22 protein-coding genes are annotated in these 24,711 nt (G+C 46.9%); 14 read left to right on the top strand and 8 right to left on the bottom strand.

Annotated elements, in window-relative coordinates; translation table 11 throughout:
• Positions 1-2 precede the first annotated feature (2 nt).
• Complete coding sequence (locus tag BK120_RS05250) at positions 3-617, top strand: class I SAM-dependent methyltransferase (RefSeq protein ID WP_076266426.1); 615 nt, start codon at positions 3-5, stop codon at positions 615-617.
• A gap of 9 nt (positions 618-626) precedes the next feature.
• On the opposite strand, the gene BK120_RS05245 is transcribed toward BK120_RS05250, so the two are convergent.
• Positions 627-1,313 carry a class I SAM-dependent methyltransferase gene (locus BK120_RS05245; protein ID WP_076266425.1) on the bottom strand — a complete coding sequence of 229 codons (687 nt, stop codon included), beginning with the start codon at positions 1,311-1,313 and terminating at the stop codon, positions 627-629.
• Positions 1,314-1,424: 111 nt separating this feature from the next.
• Entirely contained in the window at positions 1,425-2,414 is a 990-nt protein-coding gene (locus tag BK120_RS05240; RefSeq protein WP_076266424.1) for an N-acetylglucosamine kinase, read from the bottom strand.
• 229 nt (positions 2,415-2,643) lie between these two features.
• On the opposite strand from BK120_RS05240, the gene BK120_RS05235 reads away from it, so the two are divergent.
• The 5 genes from BK120_RS05235 (at position 2,644) to BK120_RS05215 (ending at position 7,743) form a co-directional block, all read left to right on the top strand.
• The gene (locus BK120_RS05235; RefSeq protein ID WP_076266423.1) at positions 2,644-4,389 is read left to right on the top strand and encodes an ABC transporter ATP-binding protein; all 1,746 of its coding nucleotides are present in this window, start codon (positions 2,644-2,646) and stop codon (positions 4,387-4,389) included.
• Positions 4,390-4,413: 24 nt separating this feature from the next.
• Complete coding sequence (locus BK120_RS05230) at positions 4,414-5,088, top strand: response regulator transcription factor (RefSeq protein WP_076266422.1); 675 nt, start codon at positions 4,414-4,416, stop codon at positions 5,086-5,088.
• Positions 5,085-6,146 (top strand): sensor histidine kinase, encoded by a 1,062-nt coding sequence (locus BK120_RS05225; RefSeq protein WP_076266421.1) that lies wholly within the window; start codon positions 5,085-5,087, stop codon positions 6,144-6,146. Before BK120_RS05230 ends, BK120_RS05225 begins: the two co-directional genes overlap by 4 nt.
• Positions 6,147-6,285: 139 nt before the next feature.
• Positions 6,286-6,537, top strand: a complete 252-nt coding sequence (locus BK120_RS05220) for a GlsB/YeaQ/YmgE family stress response membrane protein (protein ID WP_076266420.1) — start codon at positions 6,286-6,288, stop codon at positions 6,535-6,537.
• 276 nt (positions 6,538-6,813) lie between these two features.
• Positions 6,814-7,743, top strand: coding sequence for an MBL fold metallo-hydrolase (locus tag BK120_RS05215; RefSeq protein WP_076266634.1), 930 nt, complete (start codon positions 6,814-6,816; stop codon positions 7,741-7,743).
• An 85-nt stretch (positions 7,744-7,828) separates the two neighbouring features.
• On the opposite strand, the gene BK120_RS05210 is transcribed toward BK120_RS05215, so the two are convergent.
• The 3 genes from BK120_RS05210 to BK120_RS05200 all read right to left on the bottom strand — a co-directional run bounded on the left by BK120_RS05210 (position 7,829) and on the right by BK120_RS05200 (position 10,930).
• On the bottom strand, positions 7,829-8,677 hold the full coding sequence (locus tag BK120_RS05210; RefSeq protein WP_076266419.1) for a carbohydrate ABC transporter permease: 849 nt from the start codon (positions 8,675-8,677) through the stop codon (positions 7,829-7,831).
• Between the two features lie 20 nt (positions 8,678-8,697).
• Positions 8,698-9,585, bottom strand: a complete 888-nt coding sequence (locus BK120_RS05205; protein ID WP_076266418.1) for a carbohydrate ABC transporter permease — start codon at positions 9,583-9,585, stop codon at positions 8,698-8,700.
• Between the two features lie 97 nt (positions 9,586-9,682).
• The gene (locus tag BK120_RS05200) at positions 9,683-10,930 is read right to left on the bottom strand and encodes a sugar ABC transporter substrate-binding protein (protein ID WP_076266417.1); all 1,248 of its coding nucleotides are present in this window, start codon (positions 10,928-10,930) and stop codon (positions 9,683-9,685) included.
• A gap of 543 nt (positions 10,931-11,473) precedes the next feature.
• On the opposite strand from BK120_RS05200, the gene BK120_RS05195 reads away from it, so the two are divergent.
• The 8 genes from BK120_RS05195 (at position 11,474) to BK120_RS05160 (ending at position 21,604) form a co-directional block, all read left to right on the top strand.
• Complete coding sequence (locus tag BK120_RS05195; protein ID WP_076266416.1) at positions 11,474-13,630, top strand: glycoside hydrolase family 3 N-terminal domain-containing protein; 2,157 nt, start codon at positions 11,474-11,476, stop codon at positions 13,628-13,630.
• Between the two features lie 18 nt (positions 13,631-13,648).
• Complete coding sequence (locus tag BK120_RS05190) at positions 13,649-17,038, top strand: GH36-type glycosyl hydrolase domain-containing protein (RefSeq protein WP_076266415.1); 3,390 nt, start codon at positions 13,649-13,651, stop codon at positions 17,036-17,038.
• A gap of 78 nt (positions 17,039-17,116) precedes the next feature.
• A complete protein-coding gene (locus BK120_RS05185; protein WP_076266414.1) occupies positions 17,117-18,100 on the top strand; it encodes a LacI family DNA-binding transcriptional regulator in 984 nt (327 codons plus the stop codon).
• A gap of 187 nt (positions 18,101-18,287) precedes the next feature.
• Positions 18,288-18,734: a MarR family winged helix-turn-helix transcriptional regulator gene (locus BK120_RS05180; protein ID WP_076266413.1), complete on the top strand. Its 447-nt coding sequence runs from the start codon at positions 18,288-18,290 to the stop codon at positions 18,732-18,734.
• 195 nt (positions 18,735-18,929) lie between these two features.
• Positions 18,930-19,331: a DoxX family protein gene (locus BK120_RS05175; protein ID WP_372238955.1), complete on the top strand. Its 402-nt coding sequence runs from the start codon at positions 18,930-18,932 to the stop codon at positions 19,329-19,331.
• Positions 19,332-19,392: 61 nt separating this feature from the next.
• A complete protein-coding gene (locus BK120_RS05170) occupies positions 19,393-20,340 on the top strand; it encodes a ring-cleaving dioxygenase (RefSeq protein ID WP_076266411.1) in 948 nt (315 codons plus the stop codon).
• The gene (locus BK120_RS05165; RefSeq protein WP_076266410.1) at positions 20,340-20,951 is read left to right on the top strand and encodes an alpha/beta hydrolase; all 612 of its coding nucleotides are present in this window, start codon (positions 20,340-20,342) and stop codon (positions 20,949-20,951) included. Before BK120_RS05170 ends, BK120_RS05165 begins: the two co-directional genes overlap by 1 nt.
• A gap of 38 nt (positions 20,952-20,989) precedes the next feature.
• Complete coding sequence (locus BK120_RS05160; protein ID WP_076266409.1) at positions 20,990-21,604, top strand: flavin reductase family protein; 615 nt, start codon at positions 20,990-20,992, stop codon at positions 21,602-21,604.
• Positions 21,605-21,764: 160 nt separating this feature from the next.
• Here the strand turns inward: BK120_RS05160 and BK120_RS05155 are convergent, their stop codons facing one another.
• From BK120_RS05155 to BK120_RS05145, 3 genes are all read right to left on the bottom strand, one after another.
• Positions 21,765-22,526 carry an alpha/beta fold hydrolase gene (locus BK120_RS05155; RefSeq protein ID WP_076266408.1) on the bottom strand — a complete coding sequence of 254 codons (762 nt, stop codon included), beginning with the start codon at positions 22,524-22,526 and terminating at the stop codon, positions 21,765-21,767.
• A gap of 594 nt (positions 22,527-23,120) precedes the next feature.
• Positions 23,121-24,131 (bottom strand): DUF4179 domain-containing protein, encoded by a 1,011-nt coding sequence (locus BK120_RS05150; protein ID WP_076266407.1) that lies wholly within the window; start codon positions 24,129-24,131, stop codon positions 23,121-23,123.
• Positions 24,132-24,142: 11 nt separating this feature from the next.
• Positions 24,143-24,682: a sigma-70 family RNA polymerase sigma factor gene (locus BK120_RS05145; protein WP_076266406.1), complete on the bottom strand. Its 540-nt coding sequence runs from the start codon at positions 24,680-24,682 to the stop codon at positions 24,143-24,145.
• Between the last annotated feature and the right edge of the window lie 29 nt (positions 24,683-24,711).

Raw genomic sequence — 24,711 nt, 5'->3', positions numbered from 1 at the left:
TTATGGAGATGGAATTGAAGGAGCAATTCGGCGGCATCGATATTTATTTATTTGATCAGCTGCTAAAGGGATCACTGACAAAGGATATGCGCATTCTTGATGCAGGCTGCGGCTCAGGGAGAAACCTAACCTATTTGCTCCGCAGCGGCTATGAAGTTTATGCCATAGATCGTTCAGAGGCTGCTATTCAGGAGGTGCATCGGTTAGCTGAATCGATAGCGCCTGTATGGGTGAGGGAGCAGGCACGCGTGGAGGCAGTAGAGCAGATGAGCTTCGCCGATGCGAGCTTTGACTTTATTATTAGCAGCGCAGTTCTGCATTTTGCCGATAATGAGGAGCATTTTGATCAAATGGTTGACGAGCTGTGGCGCGTACTTAAGCCAGGCGGGAAGCTGTTCGCTAGGTTGGCCTCCTCCATTGGTATGGAGTCCCGTATGCAGCCGCTTGGTGAAGGACAATATCTGCTTCCTGACGGAAGCAGACGTTTTCTGGTTACGGAGGAAAAACTGCTTGGAATGACGGCAAAGCTGAACGGGCATTTGTTCGAACCGCTCAAAACCGTTATCGTAGCAGACAAACGCTGCATGACTACTTGGTGTGTAGAAAAGCCAGGCTAATACGCTTGATTACAAATAAAGCCACCAAATACCAGCGCATTCGGGCAGGTGGATGAGCTTGTCCCGCGCTACCCTATCTGCTAATTCATCACTAAAGAAGAATCGTGTTAATTGCTCCGCTTGTTCCACGCTGTCAAAGGCATAATCCGTTCGTATCCATTTGTGCGAGAAACCATAATCCTGCTCAAGTGCAGCGTAATATTTTTTCAAAAAGTCAGGCGGGTTTGGCGTTTCGAAGCCAGTGCCCATCGTTTCAAAAATAATAATGGTTCCGTTACCGCGGAGCACACGTTTCATTTCGCTCATAACCTGCCGTAGGTTCTGCTCCCAGTTCGGTAGATTATCGCTGCCTAAGTAACAAATACTCCAGCCGGAAACGATGAGATCCGCGCTTTGGCTCGCAAGGGGCAGTTCGCGATGATCAGCAACCTGCGTTCTCCAATTCGTACAGCCAGCAGAACGTAATCGTTCTGCCGCTACGTGCAGCATAGGTTCATACGCATCAAGCGCAACAATCGTTTTGGCCTGATCGGCTAGTACGGCAGTCAGTCTGCCGGAGCCGGCACCAAGATCTACAATATCCAATCCTCTAATTGGTCTTATCTCTTCGATCCAATGCTGCACGCTCGGCTGCTTCGCGATTAATTCATGATACCGCGCCGCTTCCTCCTTATAAATCACATCATGGTCTGGCATTGCAATTCCTCCTCAGTAGGGTTCAAAATGATTCCTCCCTAGCTTAAAGGTATACGTAACGGAAAGGTCAATAGCCATGTTGTAAACGATTCACCACGTGGGATCAAGCTACTATTCGGCAGTCTCAAATGTATATTCACTTAGGTTATGGATAACGTCATCATCTATGGCAATATCCAACTGCTTCAACGCGAGTAAAATAGAGCCAACTACCGGCGGGAATTTAGGCTGAACAACGGTGTAGCGCTTGTTGTTTCCTTGCCGAAGCTTCTCGCCCAGCTCGCGAATAAAATAAGGGCTGTTTGCAACGCTGCCTGTGAAGGTAACAGCAACTTCTTCACTATAGAAGGAGGCAGCAATCATTTCGATGCCTACCTTTATTTGATCGATGGCACGGTTGCACACGCGGATAGCGAGAGGGCTTCCACGCTCGGCAGCTTCAGTAACCGCAGGAGCGAACTTCCCAAACTGCTTGTCTCGCGCACGGCGATCATCCGCAAATCCTTTTTTGGCTATATCAGCAAGCTGCTGGGCCGTTGAAACATTCCAATGAACAAGCATGGTTTCGCGAAGCTCACGGTCCGTATCATCACAATTGCCAGCCAGCATCTCATATACAGCATCATAGGCAACAAATCTCGCTGCGCTAGCTGCGTAATGGTGAAAATCATAGTTGCGAATCATTTGTCCGTCGTCCGTCATGCCTACGATAATCGAGCCTGTTCCGGCGATAACGACGATGCCTTGTTCACCCATTAATGCGCCTCTATGAGCCGAGACCGCATCGTTCACATGCCACATCGGGCAGGTAAGCCCCGGAAGCTTTGTTAATGTCTGAATCCATTCGAGGTCAGATGGCGAATCGAAGCCTGCAATACCGGCAACCAGCGCGAGCGCATGATAGGGAGTGCGGCCAGCTTGCTGCAGTGCTTGAGTAATAGCTTCTTGTACATTTTCAGCTGCCTTCTCGTCTTTGTAAATAGAGGCGGAGCCTCGTTCCAAATATGAAAGCACATTTCCTCTATGACTGCACACCATGACGCGGGTATGAGTTCCGCCGCCGTCTATTCCAATTACAACCTGCTCTTCTTGCAAATGCATAGGCAGCTCTCCTATTCGTAGTGGCTTGTGAGGCGTCGAACGAACGCTTGGTCAAACTATCGCATTATTTTACCTCAATTTACCATATAGAGGAAGTGGTGGATTACAAAAAGTGAGAATGGCTTGCTTAAATACGCAGCGATAGCCTCGTTGTTTATATTGCGTTTAAACAGGCAAGGTAAAGTAGGAACTGTAGTGGAGAGAATAGAGAGATACAGGAGTGATACTGATGAAAAATAAAAATAGCAACGTCAAGCGATTCATAGGGCTGATTATGGAGACGAATCCCCCGAAGATGATGCTGTCTATTGCGGTTATTTTGAGCGTCATTACGACGCTTGTTAGCTTGACCATTCCTATATTCACAAAAAATATGGTTAATGGCTTCTCGCTGGGGTCATTGAGCACGGGGCAGATTGTCTGGATGGCGGCTGCTTTTATCGCGCAGGTTGTGTCTGGAGGCGTGTCTGTTTACCTGTTGCATTACAGCGGCAATAAGATCGTCTCGTCTATCCGAGAGCGGTTATGGAGCAAGCTGCTGCGCTTGCCAGTCCCGTATTACGACAACAAATCCTCCGGCGATACGATTAGTCGGCTGACTAATGATACGGCGCTGCTGAAGGGTCTTATTACGGAGCATGTAACTGGTTTTTTCACAGGCATTTTGTCCATTATCGGTGCATTGTCGATTCTTTTCTATATGAACTGGCAGATGACGCTTATCATGTTAACCGTCTTTCCTTTGGCCGCACTCATTATGGTGCCAATTGGGCGGAAAATGTACAGCATATCCAAATCCACGCAGGCGGAGAATGCAAGGTTTACATCCGTTGTAAATCGTGTGGTGTCGGAGATTCGGCTGGTCAAAGCATCCGGCTCCGAGCCTGCTGAATATGAGCAAGGACGCGTCGGCATTCAGAATTTGTTTGGTTTTGGTTTAAAGGAAGCACGCATGCAGGCGCTTATTTCGCCAATCGTCACTTTTATCATCTTATTGCTGCTGGTATGCTTAATCGGCTTTGGCGGTGTTCAAGTATCATCAGGTAAGATGACTGCGGGTGAGTTAGTCGCCTTTATTATGTACCTGTTCCAAATCATGCTGCCGATTACGCAGATCTCACAATTTTTTACGCAATTTCAGAAGGCAATGGGCGCGACGGACAGCATTATTGGTATATTAGAATCCGATGAAGAAGATCAAGATAATGGCAAGGAAGTAACTCAGATGGACCAGACCTTGCAGGTGGAAAATGTATCGTTTGCCTATAAGCCCGATGAGCCAATCCTGCGGGATGTGAGCCTGACGATTGAAGCGGGCAAAGTAACGGCACTGGTCGGCCCGAGCGGCAGCGGCAAAACGACGCTATTCTCGCTGCTGGAGAGGTTCTACGACCCGACATCCGGGGCGATTAGGCTTGGCGGAACGGACATCCGAGACGCGTCTCTGCGTTCATGGCGCAGCCAGATTGGCTACGTTTCGCAGGAGAGCCCGATTATCGCAGGCACGATCAAAGATAATTTATGCTACGGTCTGACGCATGAGGTGACGCAGCAGGAAATCGAGCAGGCTGCACGAATGGCTTATGCAGACGGTTTTATTGAAGCATTGCCTGAGAGCTATGAAACCGAAGTTGGCGAGCGCGGCATTAAGCTGTCGGGTGGTCAGCGTCAGCGGATTGCCATTGCAAGAGCGCTGCTGCGTGATCCGCAAATCCTTATGCTCGACGAAGCGACGTCTAATCTCGACAGCAAGTCAGAAGAAGTGGTGCAGGACGCGCTCAAAAATCTCATGATCGGACGGACGACTGTCGTTATCGCCCATCGCTTGTCGACGGTTGTTGATGCGGATTCGATCGTCTTCCTAGAGAAAGGCGTCATTACCGGGGTAGGAACGCATGATCAATTATATGCTAGCCATACCATGTATCAAGAATTCGCTAATGGACAGCTTCGAGTGAATAAAACGGCTTCTTAAGTAAGCAGAGAAGAGGGTGGAGAAATGGGCTATGTGCTGATTGTAGACGATGATCCGCATATTCGTGAGCTGGTTCGTGTTATTTTGGAGAAAGAGGCATTAAGCGTGCAGGAGGCTCCGGATGGGCAATCGGCGCTTGCTCAAATGGAAGTCTCTCCGGCAGATATGGTCATATTGGATATTATGATGCCGAATATGGACGGCTGGGAGCTGTGCCGTGAGCTGCGGGAGCAGTACGATATTCCGCTGCTCATGCTGACGGCCAAGGGAGAAATGGGCGATAAGGTACGAGGGTTCCACCTCGGAACGGACGATTATTTAGTAAAGCCGTTTGATCCCGCGGAGCTGACTGTCAGAGTTAAAGCGCTATTGAAGCGATACCGAATCGCGGTGTCGCAGCAGGTTTCCGTAGCGGAGATCATGCTCGATCGGCAGACTTATGAAGTAAAGATTCATTCGGATTATACGACGCTTCCTCCGAAGGAATTTGAGCTGCTGTTCAAGCTCGTTAGCCATCTAGGACGTACATTGACACGCAACCAACTGATCGAAGCGATTTGGGGCTATGATTTTGACGGCAACGAACGAACGCTGGATGTACACATCAACCGGCTGCGTGAACGTTTTGTCGCTTGGGAGGTATCGATTAAGATCAGTACGATCCGTGGACTCGGTTATCGGCTGGAGGTACTCCAATGAATCGTAAAATGTCAAAATGGGAAGTTTCACTGCGTGTTGTAGGAGCTACATCGATGGTATTCCTACTGAGCGGAAGTGCCTTCTCCCTGGCCTATTGGTTGACGAAGTGGTTTTACACGAGACATGAGGTCCGCTTTCCTGAATATATAGTGCAGCTGGTGAACTGGGGACTGGGCATTTTATTTATTATTGTGCTTTTCGCTATCGTTAATTTGGTGATACGACCGAAGCAGAGGGAAGTTTGGGTTGAAATGATCGATGCGCTAAAACGAATGGCAAAGGGAGATTTCAATGTGGCCTTGGATCGCGACAAGAAATTTCATGGTCAATTCGGGGACGTTATTCAGTCCATCAACGATATGGCGCATGATCTGAAGCAGGTAGAGCTGCTTCGTCAGGAGTTTATTTCTAACGTATCGCATGAAATTCAATCACCTCTGACCTCGATACGCGGATTTGCGAGCACGCTGCAGCGCGAGGACCTCAGCCCTGAGGAGCAGCGTCATTACTTATCGATTATTGAGCAGGAAACGACACGGTTGTCCAAAATTAGTGACAATCTGCTTAAGCTGACAACGCTCGAATCCGAGCAGCAGCAGCTGGATACGAAGCGATACAGGCTTGATGCGCAGCTTGAGAACATTGTGCTCGCTAGCGAGCCTCAGTGGCTGGACAAAGCACTTGAACTTGAACTGGAGCTGGAGGAAGTAGAAATTTCGGCGAGCGAAGAGATGCTTAGTCAGGTTTGGGTAAACCTCTTTCATAATGCAATTAAATTTACACCTGCCAAAGGGAGCATTAAGATTGTACTGGAGCGCCTAGGCAATGAGGTCAAAGTAAAGATTACAGACACGGGTATTGGCATTTCTTCGGAGGATCAGCTCCGCATCTTTGAACGTTTCTATAAGGGTGACAAGCAGCGGACGAGAACGGCTGATGGCAGCGGATTAGGCTTGTCGATCGTCCATAAAATCGTTGAGCTCCACCACGGCAATATTCGTGTAGACAGCAGGTTGAATGAGGGTTCTTCTTTTGAGGTGACGCTGCCGCTTACTTAGCAGCCAGCTATTCATAGAAAGTGCCTTGAAATGACAACGAGTTCTGTTCTTCCATATATTACACTCGACTGTTTTGTTTCAAAATAGCCATATGAGGTTAATCATAGCTATATCGAATGACAGAGAGGGGCAAAAAAATATGGGTCTATTATGGACATTAATCGTTGGCGGAGTAATTGGTTGGTTAGGTGGTTTGCTTGTTGGGCGCGACGTACCGGGAGGAATTATCGGCAACATCGTAGCTGGCTTCATCGGAGCTTGGTTAGGTACGCTAATTCTTGGCTCGTGGGGACCGACGATGGGCGGATTTGCTCTCATCCCGGCTATCATTGGAGCTGTTGTAGTCGTACTGCTGCTAAGTGCAATCTTGCGGGGAACACGACGCGCGTAGTCTAATCTTTACGTAAACTTGATAAAACCGTTGTTGAAGTAGTAACGTATACTTCAATAGCGGTTTTTCTGCGTGTAGATATTGATACGGCAAGAGGAGAGGTTAAAAGGCATGCTCATATTCGTTAGTATCATTGCGGTAGTCATAGTTGTTTTGTATTTGGTCCTCCAGTATTACCCTGCTTTTGGGGCAGCACAATCGAAGGAGCGGCGGCAGCAGTTAAGCCGTTCGAACCAATATGGCCGTAAAAAATTTATAAATGCGATTCCTACAGCCATGGATACGACAACAAGCGAGAAGCTGAAGCTGCTCGTTCAATTTATGAAAGGCAATAAGATGGCTAGGCCAAGCAAAGCGTTAGTCGTTGAGTCGATGAGTGAAGGATATGGTGCCGGGCAGCATCAGCCTAAGCTTACATGGTTTGGCCATTCTGCAGCTTTGCTTGCAATCGACGGGAAAATACTGCTGCTTGATCCGATGTTCGGCAAAGCGCCGTCCCCGTTCCCGTTTATAGGCGGTAAAAGATTCAGCGATAAGCTGCCGTTTGAGATGGAGCAGCTTCCGATGATCGATGCAGTACTCATTTCACATGATCATTACGATCATTTGGACTATGGCTCGATCGTAAAGCTTAAGGATAAGGTAAGACGCTTTATTGTGCCGCTTGGCGTTGCGCCTCATTTGGTAAGATGGGGAGTAGATCCATCCCTTATAGAGGAGCATGATTGGTGGGATGAGTTTTCTTATGAGGGGATTCAACTGGCTTGTACGCCAGCAAGACATTTCTCGGGTAGAAGTCTAACGGATCGCGATGCAACGCTTTGGTGCTCTTGGGTAATACATGGCCGAGAGGCGCGCATCTTCTTCAGCGGAGATAGCGGCTATGGTCCTCACTTTAAAGAAATTGGCGACAAATACGGACCCTTCGATCTCACATTAATGGAATGTGGACAGTATGATGAGCGCTGGGCAGCTATCCATATGATGCCGGAAGAAACGGTACAGGCGCACTTGGACGTTCGCGGAAAGATTATGATTCCGATACACTGGGGTGCATTCACACTTGCCATGCATGATTGGACCGACCCTGTGGAGCGAGCGGTAAAGGCAGCTAAGGAGATGAAAACACGTATTTCGACTCCGAAAATCGGAGAGACTGTACTGCTTCAAGCGGCTGAGTATCCGTCCTCGGCGTGGTGGCGGTAGCATATATAGCTGAAATGCTTATAAGACATAGCAGGGGCTGTCTTCAAAGGTCTAAACATACCTTTAGAGACAGCCCCTGCTGTTATTATTTGATGCCTGAGATCGCGTAGTTCTCAATAATATGCTTCTGGAAGAAGATAAAGATGATAATGATAGGCACAACCATAAACGTTGATCCAGCCATCTGGAGCGCATAGTTGCCGCCGTATTGTCCTTTGAGCAATGACAGACCAACGGAGAGAGTGTAGAGCTTCTCATCGTTCGCGATAATAAGCGGCCAAAGGAAGCTGTTCCATCCGCCAATAAAGGCTAATATGCCCTGTACCGCAAGTATCGGCTTCGAAATAGGAAGCACGATTTGCATGAACGTCCGGAATTCACTTGCACCGTCAAGACGGGTTGCTTCCAGCAGCTCATCTGGAATGGTAGCCATGAACTGACGGAACAGGAATATACCGAAGGCGCCGACAAGTCCGGGCAATACGATACCGATCATCGTATTCGTCAGATGCATTTCATTTAGGATTAGATAGACCGGAATCATCGTCACCTGACCAGGAATCATCATCGTAGCAAGTACGATATAGAACAAGTTATTACTGCCTTTGAATTTGTATTTCGCGAAGCCGAAACCAGCCATCGCATTCAGGAATAAGCCAATAAAGGAGAAGAAAACGATAATGAGCGTATTTTTCAAATAAACGCCAAAGTTCATATTCTCAAATAAGTTCTTGAAATTTTCCGTCGTGAAGCGTTCAGGCAGTAAGGTAGGCGGGATATTCTGAATCTCGCTCTCTGGTTTGAAGGAAGAAAGGATCATCCATACGAAAGGAAGGATGACCAATACCCCGCCGACCGCGAGGCATATGCCTAGTATCCACTTGAGCGCTTTTTCGCCTTTTGAGGCGCTTGACGCTTTTGCTTGCGAACTCATCCATTACACCTCCGTTTGGATTATAGATCCGTTTCTTTATTTTGAAATCTGAATTGTACGAGCGTAATAATAATGATTGCGATGAACAGGACAAATGATCCTGCTGCCGCGTATCCGAAGTTGCTAAGCTGGAAGCCGTTCCGATAAATAAACAGGGCCACAGATGTTGTGCTGTCCAGTGGACCACCGTCGGTCATAATGAATGGCTCTTCGAAAAATTGCAGCCAACCAATCATGGTAGTGATCGATACAAAGAAGATCGCGAAGCGCAGCATTGGAATCGTGATGTAAGTCAGTTGTTTCCATGTGCTGGCACCGTCGAGCTGAGCCGCCTCGTAATAAGACTTCGGAATACCTTGAAGCGCGGCGATGAAGATGATCATATTGAGGCCGATCCCTCTCCATACCGCCATCAGAATAAGCGATATTTTAGCCATGACTGGATCTTGAAGCCATGGAACCGTAGGCAGATTAATCGAATCAAGAATATAGTTGAGCAGACCGAAAGCCGGATTGTAAAGGAAACCCCATACAACAGCAACGGCAACAACGTTTGTAACTGATGGCATATAATAGACGACGCGGAAAGCTTTAAATGCACGGTTTGCGCCGAAATTAATCATGATCGCAATAGCAAGTGAACATAAGATAACCAGTGGAACACCGATGATCACATAGAACAACGTATTAAGTATGGCTTTTACGAAAATAGGATCAGCCAGCACGTCTACATAGTTTTTGAATCCGACGAATGAAATATTGGACCAGTCAGCAAGGCCTGCCAAGTCCATGTCCGTAAAGCTTATTATTAAGGCTACAAGGATCGGCAATAACGAAAATAAGGTAAGCAAAATAAGCGTTGGAGCGATAAAGAAATACGGTGCCTTACTCTGAGAGATGCCTTTCATAAACGACCCTTCCTTTGCTATGAGCGCCTGGCTTTATCCATTTCTAATGGAACCGGCAGCGGCTCTGTTCCAGAACCGCTGCCGGCGATGGCGATCATTATTTATTCAAAATTTGTTCAGCTTTGGCGTTGAAGCTGTCAAGTTCCTTCTTAATTTCAGACTTGCCGCGGTAAATTCTCTCGAATGTCGATAGCACGTTTTGAGCAATTTCTTCCCATGGCTTAATAAGCGGCATAGGCTCCGAGCTGTTCAACTGCTCACCGATAACTTTTACATTAGGATCTTTAGTCAAAGCTTCGTTTTCCCATGCTTTTTTCGTGGAAGGAAGCGAGTTTGTAAGCTCCAGCCATTTCAGCTGTGTCTCAGGCTTGCTCATGTAAGCAAGGAATTTCAAGGCTTCTTCTTTGTGCGTTGTATGTTGGAAAATAGACAAGTTAGAGCCGCCTAGAGAAGAAAGGTTGTTCTCTTTCTTAGGAAGTACAGCTGTTGCCCATTTGCCTGCAAGCTCAGGTGCTTGGTCATTGATTAGTTTAATCATCCAAGGTCCGCTGATGAACATTGGCGAGATACCCTCACCCTTAAATGCAGGGATAATATCCATACCTAGATCAATCGGTGCAGAGCCGTCTTTGAAGAAGCTGTCCAAATATTCAACGGCTTCCACGAATTCTGGTTGGTTGAATTGTGGTTTGTTGTTCTCGATAAGCTTCGAGCCGTTTTGACGAGCGAACATAAATAGTAGCGATTGTTCTTTAACATCAAGGCTGATGCCGTATTTGTTTTTGCCGCGAGCTTTAAGCTTTGTTGCAGCATCTTTAAGCTCATCCCATGTTTGTGGAGCTTTATCGTAGCCTACTTCTTTCAGTAGATCTGTACGGTAATAAAGCACGCGAGTGTCGATGTACCAAGGCACGCCTACAGTTGCATCTTCGTATTTAGTCGTTGATACCGATCCTGGGTAGAAGTTTGCTTCAGCAAGTTCGGGATATTCAGTTACGTAAGGAGTGATATCCATAAGCGCTTTAGCGGATGCGAACTCAGGAATCCAAGTTGTTCCCATTTGAAGCACGTCTGGACCTTTTTTGGAAGCGACAGCCGTCAACAGCTTGTCATGTGCCGTATCCCAAGGAAGTGCTTGTACATTGACCTTAATGTTAGGGTTCTCAACCATGAATTGCTCTGCAATCTTCGGCAAGGATTTGGCTTCTTCACCCATGCCCCATACGTTGATTGTTACTTTATCGTTTGCTGCTCCTTCATTGCTGTTGTTGCTTCCGCAAGCAGTGAGGGCGCCGATAAGCAGCATAGAGCTAGCTAGTGCAGTTGCCACTGATTTCTTAAACATTAATTATTCCTCCTGTGTGAATGATTGTTATCAGTACTATGCTGTGAATCCGTGCAAGTTATGCACGCAGGCGGCTGTTGTTTGCCGTATATATAAGCCTAAGCTGGGTGTTGATAAGCAGGTAAATGTTGCTTTCCCTGCCGCAGCAAAAACGTTCGCCACAAGTATATAGAAATACTAATTGATGTGGTGAAACGTTTCTATAAACAAAATATATTACCGTTTACAACTTTAGAACCAGACCTGCTTATTGATTCGAAACGTTTCGACATCATTATAGATCAAAGTTTTGACGGGTTCAAGCGTTTTTTTAATTCAGGAAAATAGTCTCATATTAGTAATATAAACGTTTCTATTAAAGATGAAACAGCAATTGACGGCTCTTTTTGAATTGTTTATAATCCAAATTAGGAATCAATAGAAACGTTTCGATTGTTAAAAATATTGGCCATAAGACATAAGCGTGGTAAAGACAGAAGGACCTGTAAACATTAACGATAAGAACGATAAATTTGATTGGCTATTACGAGGAGGAACACGGATATGGAAAAGCAACCTGCGGCTCTTCTAAAGCTCATGACGCTTGAGGAGAAGATCGGGCAGCTGCTGCAGCTGGCGACGCCATTCTTTGAAGGCGCGGATGGACAAATTACCGGACCGATGGCTGAAATGGGCGTAACGGAAGAAACGGTTCGGGGTACAGGCTCCGTACTTGGCTTAACAGGAGCGAGGGAAGTCATTAACATACAGAAGCAGCATTTGGCGAACAATCGCTTAGGCATTCCGCTTCTAGTGATGGCGGATATCGTCCATGGCTACAAAACGATCTTTCCTGTACCGCTGGCAATCGGCTGCTCATGGGATATGGAGCTGGCGGAACAAAGTGCCGAGATCGCTGCTAAGGAAGCTGCTGCGGCAGGTGTGCACGTTACGTTCGCTCCGATGGTCGATCTCGTAAGGGACCCAAGATGGGGCCGAGTCATGGAATCGACAGGCGAGGATCCATATTTGAACAGTGAATTCGCCAGAGCCTTCGTAAGAGGCTTCCAAGGAAAAGACCTTGCAAATGATATTAACCGCGTGGCAGCATGCGTGAAACACTTTGCAGCATATGGAGCTGCAGAAGGTGGACGCGACTATAACACGGTTGATCTGTCTGAGCGTCAGCTTCGCGAGTTTTATTTGCCTGCATATAAAGCGGCGCTGGATGAAGGCTGCGAAATGGTCATGACGGCATTCAATACAGTGGATGGCATTCCAGCTTCAGGAAACAAGTGGCTGATGCGTGATCTTCTTCGCGGCGAATGGGCGTTTGACGGTGTGCTGATCTCCGATTGGGGCGCAGTAAAAGAGCTGATCCCGCACGGTGTTGCAGCGGATGAGTCAGAAGCGGCAATGAAGGCGATCAAAGCCGGCGTCGATATTGAAATGATGACGACCTGTTACACGGATCATTTGCAGCGGCTTGTTGAGGAGAATGAAATCGATGTTGCTTTGATTGACGAAGCTGTACTTCGCATTCTGGAGCTGAAGCAGAAGCTGGGATTGTTCGATCAACCGTATCGTGGTGCGAATGAAGAGCGTGAGTTGGAAATTGTAGGCTCAGCAGCACATCGCAAGGCTGCGCGTGAGCTGGCTCTTAAATCCTGTGTCCTCGTAAAAAATGATGGTGTTCTTCCGCTTGGTCGTGAGCAGAAAATTGCCTTGATTGGTCCTTTCGCGGCAAGTGGCGATATTCTTGGACCTTGGTCTTGGCTTGGCTCCAAGGAAGAGGCGGTACAACTGGCAGCAGGCATCGCAAGCAAAGTAGATGCATCATTGTTGTCTGTGACAGAAGGCTGCGGTATTGAGGACGCAACGGCTGAGCAGTGGCAAGCGGCATATGCTGCAGCTAAAGATGCAGATATCGTGGTGCTTGCTTTAGGTGAGCATTCGGATATGAGCGGAGAAGCGGCTAGCCGGTCGAATATTAGATTGCCGCAGGTACAGCTTGAGCTAATCGCTAAGCTGAAACAGCTAGGCAAGCCGATGGTGACTGTCCTATTCAACGGTCGACCGCTTGATCTGCACGGTGTAATTGATCAATCGGATGCCGTATTAGAGGCGTGGTTCCCAGGTACGGAAGGCGGCGCTGCCATTGCGGAATTATTGTTCGGCGAGTCGGAACCGACTGGAAGACTGTCGATGTCGTTCCCTCATTCCGTAGGCCAAGTGCCGGTTTATTATAACCGGTTCAATACGGGAAGGCCGCAGGGCGCACCTGATGCGCAGGTGAAATACGTATCTCAATACTTGGATGTTCCGAATGAACCGCTGCTGCCGTTTGGTTATGGGCTAGGTTATACAACCTTTACCTACAGCGGAGCGAAGATGGCCATGGATACGATGAGTGCTTCTAAGCCATTGCATGTAAACATCACAGTAACGAACACTGGGGCGCGCGCTGGTGAGGAAACCGTACAGCTGTATGTACGCGACATGGCGGGGGATGTTGTACGTCCACTGCAAGAGCTAAAGGCATTCCGCAAGGTGATGCTGCAGCCAGGAGAGAGCAAAGAGGTCTCGTTTACGCTGGAGGAAAAACAGCTGCGTTATTATCATGCTGATCTGACCTTCACAAGCGACCCTGGTGACTTTGAACTGTACATTGGGCCAAACAGCCGCGATGTAGAAACGCTTAAATTCAAACTAAGCAAATAGAAAGGCAGTGAAAAGAAGATGGAAGCTATAGTGAATGCGTTGAAAGCGATGAATAAATTGCAAATAAAAGCAGGAGAGCTGACGTTTGATTTTTTAAGCAGCGGAGACCTTGCGCAAGCTGTCCATAAAGGAACGATGCTGAATCAAGTGGTGTCGAACAATGTAGATGGCTCGCTTAACAATCTTTACTTGCGCATGCATACCGAAGAAGGGATTTCTTATGAGCCTTTGCTTGGGATTCATTCATCAAGCCGTATGTCAGCAGTGGAAGGACGTCTGCTATGGGAGGGGACTGCATTTGATGGCATCGACTATCGCGTAGTCTTCACATTAACGAACCATGGCATCTGGTTCTGGGATGTAACCGCACAATCGCAAGGAAAAGAAGCGAAGATCGACATCATTTATGGACAAGACATTGGACTCGCGGATATTGGCGCAGTGCGGTCTAACGAAGCTTACATGTCGCAGTACGTTGACCATAAAGCTTTTAAAGATGAGAAGCTGGGTTATGTTCTTTGCTTCCGCCAGAATCAGCCGATGCAAGGATCATTTCCTTACATGCAGCACGGTTCACTAACAGGAGCAGCCAGCTACTCAACGGACGGATTCCAATTCTTTGGCCTTAGCTACAAAGAAACGGACGTGCCGGAAGCGCTTGGCAAGGCTGAACTAGCAAATGAGGTTTACCAATATGAATTCACTTATGCGGCGCTTCAAGCTGAGCCTGTCTTGTTGAAGGATAAAGCTCGCTTTGTATTTTACGGCATGTTCAAGGCTGATCATCCATCAGCTGTGAGTGAAATAGAATTCAGCGCAGAAGTTCAGAAGGCGTGGGAAGAAGTTGAGCGTTCGAATGAGACCGACTTCGCTGCGGCGGCAACACCTGTAGCTAAGTTTGAGGCTGCAAATGCGATTGGAACGCCAGTACGCACGGCATCAATGACGATGGAGGAAGTTAACGCTTATTTCCCTAACCGTCATCAGGAGGAATGGCAAGACGGCAAGCTGCTGTCTTTCTTTACAGAGAGCCATGAGCATGTTGTGCTTAAGGAGAAGGAGCTGCTAGTTGAACGTCCGCATGGCCATATTCTTATGTCTGGCGGCAATGACCGTATGACAGAGGATGTTATGACGACAACTTCCTATATGTACGGTATTTTCAACTCACAATTGCTAGTAGGCAATACGAGCTTCCACAAGCTGTTTACGAATGCGCGCAATGCGCTCAATAATTTAAAGACATCTGGACAACGTATTTATGTCGAGTTGGAAGGTTCATACCGCCTTCTTACTATGCCTTCAATGTTTGAGATCGGCTTTAACTATGCTCGTTGGTTCTACAAAACAGCAGATGACACAATCATCATTACAAATTATACAACGGTTGATTCGCCTGAGGTACGCCTTCACCTTCGTTCGGTAAATGGACAGGCTTACCGCTATTTAGTTACGAATCAAGTATCCATGAATAACAATGAATACGAGCTGCCGTTCCATATGGAGCTGGAGGACGGCGTATTTACTTTCAAGGCTGACCAAGCATCCATCAGCGGTCCGATTTTCCCTAATCTGCAATATCGGATGTTCGTGAGCGGGGCAGACATGACTGCAGGAGATGAAAGCTTGCTTGTTAGCGGTACGGTATCAGGCGCTGCATCGCTTGTGGTGATGCAGCTTGGCCAAAGCACGGAATGGACAATTACGATGCAAGGTCTCTTGCGTGGCGAGGCATTGCCACAGTCAGAGCGGAAGGCAGAGCTTGAAATCGAGCGCTACCGTGAGTTTTTCCGTCATGTGATGAATGGTTTCCGCTTATCCGCTGAGGATACTGAAGCAGCTTCAGCTGAGCTGGATAAAGTGAATGCATTGGCATGGTGGTACACGCACAATATGCTCGTTCACTACTCTGTGCCTCATGGCTTGGAGCAATACGGCGGTGCAGCATGGGGAACGCGCGACGTTTGCCAAGGACCGACTGAGTACTTTATGGCAATGAACAAATACGAGCAGGTTGCTGAAATCTTGAAGACCGTTTATTCCCATCAATACGAGGATGACGGAAATTGGCCACAATGGTTCATGTTCGACAAGTATTTCCACATTCAGCAAGAAGAAAGCCATGGCGATATTATTGTTTGGCCGCTGAAGGTGCTTGGCGACTACTTGGCAGCAACAAAGGACTATAGCATTTTGCAGGAGCGTGTTCCTTATACGGTCCGTCATAAAGGCGAATTCACGACAGAATCTGCGACGCTGCTTGACCACGCGATGAAGGAAATTGCTTATATGAAGAGCCATTTCCTGCACGACACGCATTTATCTTCCTATGGTGACGGAGATTGGGATGATACGCTGCAGCCGGCTAATGCACAGCTTAAGCAATATATGGTCAGCAGTTGGACAGTGGCGCTTACGTATCAGGTAATCGCACAGTTTGGCCGCGTGCTGGAGGAAGTTGATGCGATGCAGGCAGCCGAGCTTAAGGAGCTGGCATCAGCTATTCAAGTGGACTTTAACCAGTATATGCTGCAACAGGATGTCATTCCTGGCTTTGTATACATGGAGGAGCCGGGCGATGCGAAGCTGATGCTTCACCCGACTGACACAACTACAGGCATTCAATACCGCTTGCTTCCAATGACACGCAGTATGATTAGCGAATTGCTTACGGAAGAGCAAGCTGCTGAGCATTACCGTGTTATTAAAGAGCAGCTGTATTGCCCGGATGGCGTAAGGCTGATGAACCGTCCTGCACAATATGCAGGCGGTGTAAGCACTAACTTTAAGCGGGCAGAGCAGGCATCTAATTTCGGCCGGGAAGTCGGCTTGCAATATGTTCATGCTCATATTCGTTATGTAGAAGCTATGGCGAAGCTGGGCAAGACGGATGAAGTATGGCAAGGTCTACTCATGATTAATCCGGTTGGATTGCGTGATGTTGTTCCTAATGCAGAGCTGCGTCAAAGCAACTCTTACTTCAGCAGCTCCGACGGCAAGTTCAACAACCGTTATGAGGCGCAGGAGCGTTTCGGTGAGCTTCGTGAAGGAACTGTACCTGTTAAGGGCGGCTGGAGAATTTATTCGAGCGGTCCCGGAATCTATATGAACCAATTGATTTCGAATGCCCTCGGTATTCGTCAGTCGGAAGGTAATCTGGTTATCGATCCGATTTTGCCAGCTAAGCTGGATGGCATGCAATTCGATTTCATGTGGAACGGCTTGCCGATTACTTTTGTTTATCGCCTTAGCGATGCAGGACAGGTAACGAAGGTCATCATTAACGGTAAGGAAGCGGAAGGCAAGCCTTCAGCTAACCGTTATCGTGTAGGTGGAATACAAATTTCCGAAGAACAATTGAAAGCTAACCTTCATTCGGAATCGAATCGAATCGAAATATTTATGTAAGAAGCAGACTGGCGGTCTCCAAGAACCGCCAGTCTTTGTGATATAGTGAAGGAACAATGAAAGATAGGAGCGAATGCTGTGGTTAGTATTAAGGATATCGCTAAACAAGCGGGGGTCTCGATCTCGACGGTATCTTACGCGCTTAACGGCAGCCCCAAGGTGACGGATGAGACGACAGCAAGAATATTGGCTGTTGCCAAGGAATTAAACTACATCCCGAACGCTGCTGCAAGGTCGCTCAAGACGAGAGAAACAAAAATTATCGGTGTCTTTCTTACCGACTTCAGCGGCGCATTCTACGGCGATCTCTTGCAAGGAACAAAGGAGATTTTATCGGAAAAGGGCTATGATCTGATCGTGTGCAGCGGTAAGCAATCTCATCGGATGCTGCCTGAGCGAATGATCGATGGAGCGATTATACTGGACGAGACGTTTGGCAGCACTGAGCTGCTGAGCTACGCGGAGCGCGGACATAAGCTTGTCGTGCTGGATCGTGAACTGCAGCATTCCAACATCAATCAAGTGCTGCTCGATAACAAAGCAGGGGCGAGACTGGCAGCCGAATATTTGATCGAGCAAGGCCATCGGACACTTTATGCAGTGACTGGCCCTAGCGGCTCTTATGATTCAAGGCAGAGGCTGCAAGCTGTTACGCAAGCGGTGGAACGATCCGCTGGCGTTAAGCTGACTGTAATTGAAGGAGATTTCAATAAATCGGCTGGGGAGCAGGCTGCAGCGACAATTATAGCTGAGAACAGCAGCACGGCTGCGGCAGTGTTTTGCTTCAACGATGAGATGGCTATTGGTATGTTCAATTATTTGGCGGCGCATCATCCTGATATTCAGATCGGTGAACATATTCATATCGTTGGGTTTGATAATATGGAGCTGGCTTCTTACACTCAGCCGCGCTTGTCTACGATTGACTATTCCAAGCGCAAATGGGGGGCTCTTGCTGCTGAACAGCTGATCAAGCTGATCAGCGGCGACGAAGTGGAGCATGAACGGATTTATGTTTCTCTTATTAAAGGGAATTCGGTCAGGTCGGCCAAAGAAAGCTAAATGGAAGCCATTGACGGCGGAACGGTTTGAGGTGAAATCTCAAGCCGTTCTATTTTTTGAGAAGCATGCCTGTTATCGCCTAATCAAAAAGATTCGACATAAGCGTTGACAACTGTTTCAAAATGTTTTATCTTTAAATCAAGATAAATTAATTAAAGATAAAACGGCGCAGAGAGGAGTGATCATCATGGCAAATGAAAAACAAAATGATTCATTAGATCTCTTCATTGCGCTGTCTAGAGCGAGCCAATGGGTAAATGCCCATGCGGATCGTGATATTCGTAAAAACGGCTTGAACCGCACGGAGTTTGGAGTGCTTGAATTGCTCTATCACCGCGGACCGCAGCCATTGCAGCAAATCGGTGAGAAAGTGCTTATGAGCAGCGGCAACATTACTTATGTCGTTGATAAGCTGGAGAAGAAGCAAATGGTACGCCGGAGAGCTTCGACTACGGATAGGCGCCTCATTTATGCAGAACTAACCGATGAAGGCAAACAGTTCGTAGAGGATGTATTTCCTGCTCACGAAGACGCCATCAAGCAAGCGGTAAATGGGCTGACAGCAGAAGAGAAGCAATTGGCGAGCAAGCTGCTTAAGAAGCTAGGAAAGTTTGCTCAGGAGCACTACAAGTAGCGGGTTTAAATAGCTGTAAAGGTGTAATCATGCGCGTGGGCGTTTGTTGCATATCAATGATGGCTGTTATAAGGTAGCAGCGATCATTTATGCACACCATATATCTTAAAATAGAGATTCTTTAAATAGTGGTAAAAGAAGAACTGTGATGCAAGCAGTAGTTTAAACATTAAAAACAAAATGGAGGAGTTTACATTGAGTATTGCTTTGGGATTATTGGTTGTTCGTGTCGTTGTAGGTCTGTTGTTCGTGGGGCATGGTGCACAAAAGCTGTTTGGCTGGTTTGGCGGTTATGGGCCAAAGGGAACAGGCGGCTGGATGGAGTCGATTGGCATTAAGCCAGGGGTTGCTATGGCTGTTGCCGCTGGATTGATGGAACTAATCGGCGGCCTATTATTCGTCGCTGGTCTGCTTACACCTCTTGCTGCGGTATTGATCGTGCTTACTATGCTTGGTGCTATTGTGAAGGTGCATGGTCCTAACGGAATATGGGCTACCGCAAACGGTTATGAATATAATCTTGTTCTCGTAGCCATTGCTATAGGCATCGCATTAACAGGCGCTGGTGAATATTCCATTGATGCGCTTATCGGCTAATCAGAAGTGGAGTTAGTTACATTACTTTTCATATTCCTATAAAATAAGGAGTGTCATTACCATGACAAATCAAACAGCTGGTATTCACCATATAACCGCTTTTGTTAGAAACGCGCAGACGACGGCAGATTTTTATTCAGGCGTATTAGGTCTACGGTTGATTAAGAAGACGATTAACTTTGATGCGCCAGAGGTTTATCATTTATATTTTGGCAATGAGATCGGAAGTCCAGGCACTATTATTACGTTTTTTCCTTGGGAGAATTCACGCAAAGGCAAAATTGGCGGGGGTCAGGTGGGTATAACCACTTATGTAGTTCCCGCAGGTGCATTTGGTTTTTGGAAAGAGCGTCTAGCTAAGCTTAATGTAGATTTTGCTCAAACATCAAGATTTGGAGAGCAGTATTTGCAATTCGAAGATCCTGATGGTTTAAAGCTTGAGATCGTAGCTAGGGAGCAAGGAGCGGACAGTAAATGGACGTTTGGCGGCGTTCCGGCGCAGCAGGCGATTAAGGGTTTTGGCGGTGCCGTATTATATACGACGGCTTCGGCTAAAACCGCGGAGCTCCTTGTTAACGTGATGGGACTGGAGAAAGTCGGGGAAGATGAAGGTTATGCTCGTTTTAAAGCAACAGGCGATCTGGGCAATCTAATTGACATCAATGTAGAGGATATGGAGCATGGACATGGAGGAGCTGGCACCGTTCACCATATTGCTTGGCGGGCAAAAGACGACGCGGAGCACGCGCTATGGAGAAGCCACGTTGAGAGCCATGGCTTTCAGCCTACTAAGGTCGTGGATCGCCAATATTTTAACGCGATCTATTTCCGTGAAGCCGGCGGCATTTTATTCGAGATTGCTACAGATCCACCGGGCTTTGCTCGTGATGAAGAGCCAGAGCATCTCGGTGAAAAGCTGATGCTGCCGGAATGGTATGAGGAGCATCGTACGCAAATTGAGCAATTATTATCACCATTTGAAGTAAGAGTATTGGAGGAGGACAAATGATGAAACATATATTCAAACAAGGAACAGATACAACTGCACCAGTACTGCTGCTCTTGCATGGAACGGGTGGTACCGAGCGGGATTTGCTCCCGCTTGCTGAGCTGGTTTCGCCTGCTTCGTCCGTGCTGAGTGTCAGAGGAAATGTGCTCGAGAATGGTATGCCGCGTTACTTCAGACGTCTTGCTGAAGGCGTATTTGATCTAGAGGACCTTAAATTCCGCACGCAGGAGCTTAATGATTTTCTAGATCAAGCCGCAGCCGAATATGAATTCGACCGCAATAATATCGTGGCGATCGGTTATTCCAATGGGGCTAATATCGCAGGCAGCCTATTGTTCCACTATCAAGGTACGCTTCGCGGAGCGATCTTGCATCACCCGATGGTGCCGATTCGGGATGTTGATCTGCCTGATCTAGCTGGCGTATCTTGTTTCATTGGCGCGGGTTCGAATGATCCGCTTTGCACGCCGCAGGAGACGGAGGAGCTGGACCGTATGCTGCAAGCAGCTGGAGCGCCGGTTACGGTACACTGGGAGACATTTGGGCATCAGCTAACGAGTTCAGAGGTAGCTGCGGCAGCGGCTTGGTTTAACGAAACCTTTATAGGCTAATATAATACCAGTATTTCGCTTTTGAAGGGGTGCCCATCATGTTATCGATTGATCCAACGAGTCAAAGTGTGCAGGACAATTATAAGCTGTTGATTGGCAGCATTGTGCCAAGACCCATTGCTTTTGTCACTACACTCTCAAGCGAAGGCGTGCTGAATGCAGCTCCGTTCAGCTTCTTCAATATCGTTACCGCTAATCCGCCTATGGTTGCGGTATCTGTACAGCGCAAGCCGGGAGGTATCCAGAAGGATACCTCTCGAAATGCCATCGCCCAAGGCGAGTTTGTTGTACATATTTCTGATGAGAGCTATATCGAAGCGATTAATATAACGGCAGCAGCTTTGCCTTCGGAAGAGAGTGAAGTTGCGCTAGCAGGTTTAACGGCAATCGCTAGCGACCTTGTGCGTGTGCCAGGTGTAGCTGAAGCGAGAATCCGTATGGAATGTGTACTCGATCAATCGTTGTCGCTTGGCGGTACAGAGGATTCGCCAGCCTGCGATTTATTAATTGGCAGAGTTGTACGTTTTCATGTGGATGAGGCTTTGTACGAGAATGGGCGTATTAACGCCGAGGCATTAAAACCGGTGAGCCGGCTTGCTGGAAACGATTATGCGAAGCTAGGCGAGCAATTCACAATTGTCCGGCCAACATAAACGTAATGTGCGTTAGAAAAATGCAGCTGCAGCTGCGGACAAGAAAAACGTCCGTGGCTGCCTTGCGAACCAATCGCCCCGCTAACACAGCAAAAGCTGCCGAATATAACAATCGGCAGCTTTTTTGCTTAATCGTAAGCCTTATTTTGATTAGATAATCTCATATGTCGGAAATCGGGTATGAGCCAATAAAATCGAGTATGGCGTCATTAACCAAAACCGGATTTTCTCTAAGCATATGAGGTCTGTGACTGCCACCTTGAACGACGAGATATCGAGATCCTTTAATCAAGGAACTCAACTGCTTTATCTTTGCTTCACCTACAAAGGGATCGTTTTCCCCAGTAATAAGCAAGGATGGACAATGAATGCTGCTTAGCTGCTCGCTAGTAAGCTGAGGATAGAGACGCCAATCGTTCGCAGACTGCCGCATATGCTCCTGCCAATTACCTCGATGAGCTTCAGCATGCCTTTCAATCATTTGATTGATGGTCGCTTGCTGCCCCTGTTCCAAAAGCCACTCTGGCTCAAATTGCTCGACACCCGTTGAATCTGCAAACCCGCTGGTTCCTATCGTAGTTAAAGTAGCCACTCTTTCTGGAAAATGAACGCCACTATACAATCCAACATTAGCTCCTAAGCTGTACCCGATCAAATGTGCTCTAGAAATGCCAAGCGCGTCCATAAAGTCGATCGTGTCCTCTACAAGCTGAGGCGTATTCCATTCGAGACTGCTGCACTTTGTTCGTCCATGACCTCTAAAATCCGGATAATAACAAGTATATTTGCTCTGAAAATCAAGCAATTGGCTGGCGAAGGCTAGAATTCCCCGAGAGTAGCCGCTGTGCAAAAAAATAACGGGCTCACCGTTCCCCATCTTTTCATAAAAAACGTCCAAATCCTTGAATGGAATGTAGGGCATGATCGTGCCACCTCCTAAATTTCATCTCAATTCAACGGCAGCTTTTTAAACGTTAAGCTTAAAGAGCTATTCTATGAATATCTCTTTTTTTGGGAGAATTGGCAAGATGCATTGCAGGTATAAGACTAGTTTCTATATCTAATTTTGCTGAATTGGCTGATTAAAGAGAAATAGGACTAGTTTCTATATCTAATTATGCTGAATTGGTTGTTTAAAGAGAAATAGGGCTAGTTTCTAGTCCTATTTTTGAGAATTCCACGCTCGGGAGCCTAAATAGCGGTATGCGTTGTGATATAAGACTAATTTCTATATCTAATTTTGCTGAACCGGTTGTTTAAAGAGAAATAGGGCTAGTTTCTATATCTAATTTTGCTGAATTGGTCATTTACAGAGAAATAGGACTAGTTTCTAGTCCTATTTTTGAGAATTTCACGCTCGGGAGCCGAAATAGCGGGATGCGTTGAGAAATAAGACTAGTTTCTATATCTAATTATGCTGAATAGGTTGCTTAAAGAGAAATAAGACTAGTTTCTAGTCCTATTTTTGAGAATTCCACGCTCGTCAGCCGAAATAGCGCGATGTGGTGCTGCTATGCTATGGATTGATCGGTATCGATTGCTCCGGCACCTCTCCTGGATTGTCAGCATGAGGGTTCTCCGAGCTCTCGAAAGGAACCAAATAGTATTTCTCAGCTTTCAAATCAATTGGAACGTAGCAGTTATAAGAACCCTCAGCAGATATTTCCGCTGTGTTTGGCAATAGCTCCACCCCGGCTTCACTGACGATTTTAAACGCAATGTGGTTGGATTGCTCGGTCCAGTCATAATATAAAATCGTTGAAATAGGTGATACGACCATGTTTTTCAGATGAATGGATTGTCCGTTTCCAAGTGATATATCCTGATTAAATGCAATCGTCTCACTTGTTGCAGCCAATTGATTCGTTGGAACCTTAATGTCAAAGGACCAAGGATTCTCAATCAGCTTCACTTTTGAGTCGATGCTCCAGTCTAGATTATCGTATCTAATTTGGAAGGCAATCGTTTCACCGATCGGAAGCTCTGAAATTCGCAGCTCATTATAGACCGTATACATGGAATCGTGTACTTTAATGGATTGTCCAGCGGTTCCTGAAGTGAGATTCTGTCCATTCATGAGTACGGTTGGCATCGGATGCATTTTGTAATTGAATTTGACCCCCTCAGCAGGCTCAAACGTGGAGCTGATAAGCAAACGTCCGTTATCAATCAACGCTTCATCTAAGGTCCATTTCCCGTACTTATTTTCAGCAGTGGCACCAATTTCGGTTTTGAACGGAGAGTAGTCCGCGTTCTCATCTGCATTAGTTGCCATCAATCGCTCCATCAACCCTCCGACGAATGGAACATTGGCAAACGTCACAGTCCCCGTGCTGATTGAAATTCCTGCTGCCAAAATAATAGCCGCCGCAACGCCTGCATATTTCTTTCTATTATTGGTTTTACGTTTTCTAATTTTACTCCGTACGCGTCGGTCCCAGCTCTTTTTTTGGAAGCTCGTGAGCTCCTGTTCTTCATACTGGCTTACATCCAGGTTAAGATCATTTAGCTCTTTATAAATCGACATAGTCTCACTCCTTATCCTTGATTATTTTTGAGCAGATAGCTTTTCAATTTCTTGCGTCCCCTGGAAAGCTTGTTGTGCACCCAAGATTCCTTGGCATTATAGTGCTCCGCGATTTCATGGGAAGGTGTTCCCTCTAAGTAATATTTTTCGAAAATATCCCGCTCACGCGCTGATAGTTGGTCAAACAGTTCATCTACTTGGCTTGTGCCTGCCGCTTCGCTTGTTTTGAGCATACGATCATCTATTTCGGAAACCGAAAATTGGTGATTGTGAAGCTTGATTTGTTTTCTTTGATAATCAATGGCTTTATATTTGGCAATCGCTGCAAGCCATTGTTTAAAGCCATTTTTCTCGGGATCGAAGTGCAAAATATGGTTCCATACCGAAAGCAGCACATCATCCAGACATTCCTCGTAATCCTGCTGCTGGCCATTTAAATGGCGTTTAATTATCGCAGCAAGCAGTCCTCCATATTGATGGATAATAAAAGAAATGGCTTTCTCGTTTTTGTTCTTTATGTGTTGTACAACATTGTCCTCTGTCAGTTTCAACCGTTCACCCCTCCTTGCAACAATTATTG

This window comes from Paenibacillus sp. FSL A5-0031 (genome assembly GCF_001956295.1).
Classification (GTDB): Bacteria; Bacillota; Bacilli; order Paenibacillales; family Paenibacillaceae; genus Pristimantibacillus.
Note: the sequence above shows the minus strand (reverse complement) of the source record. Positions and strands in the feature narration are given on the sequence as shown.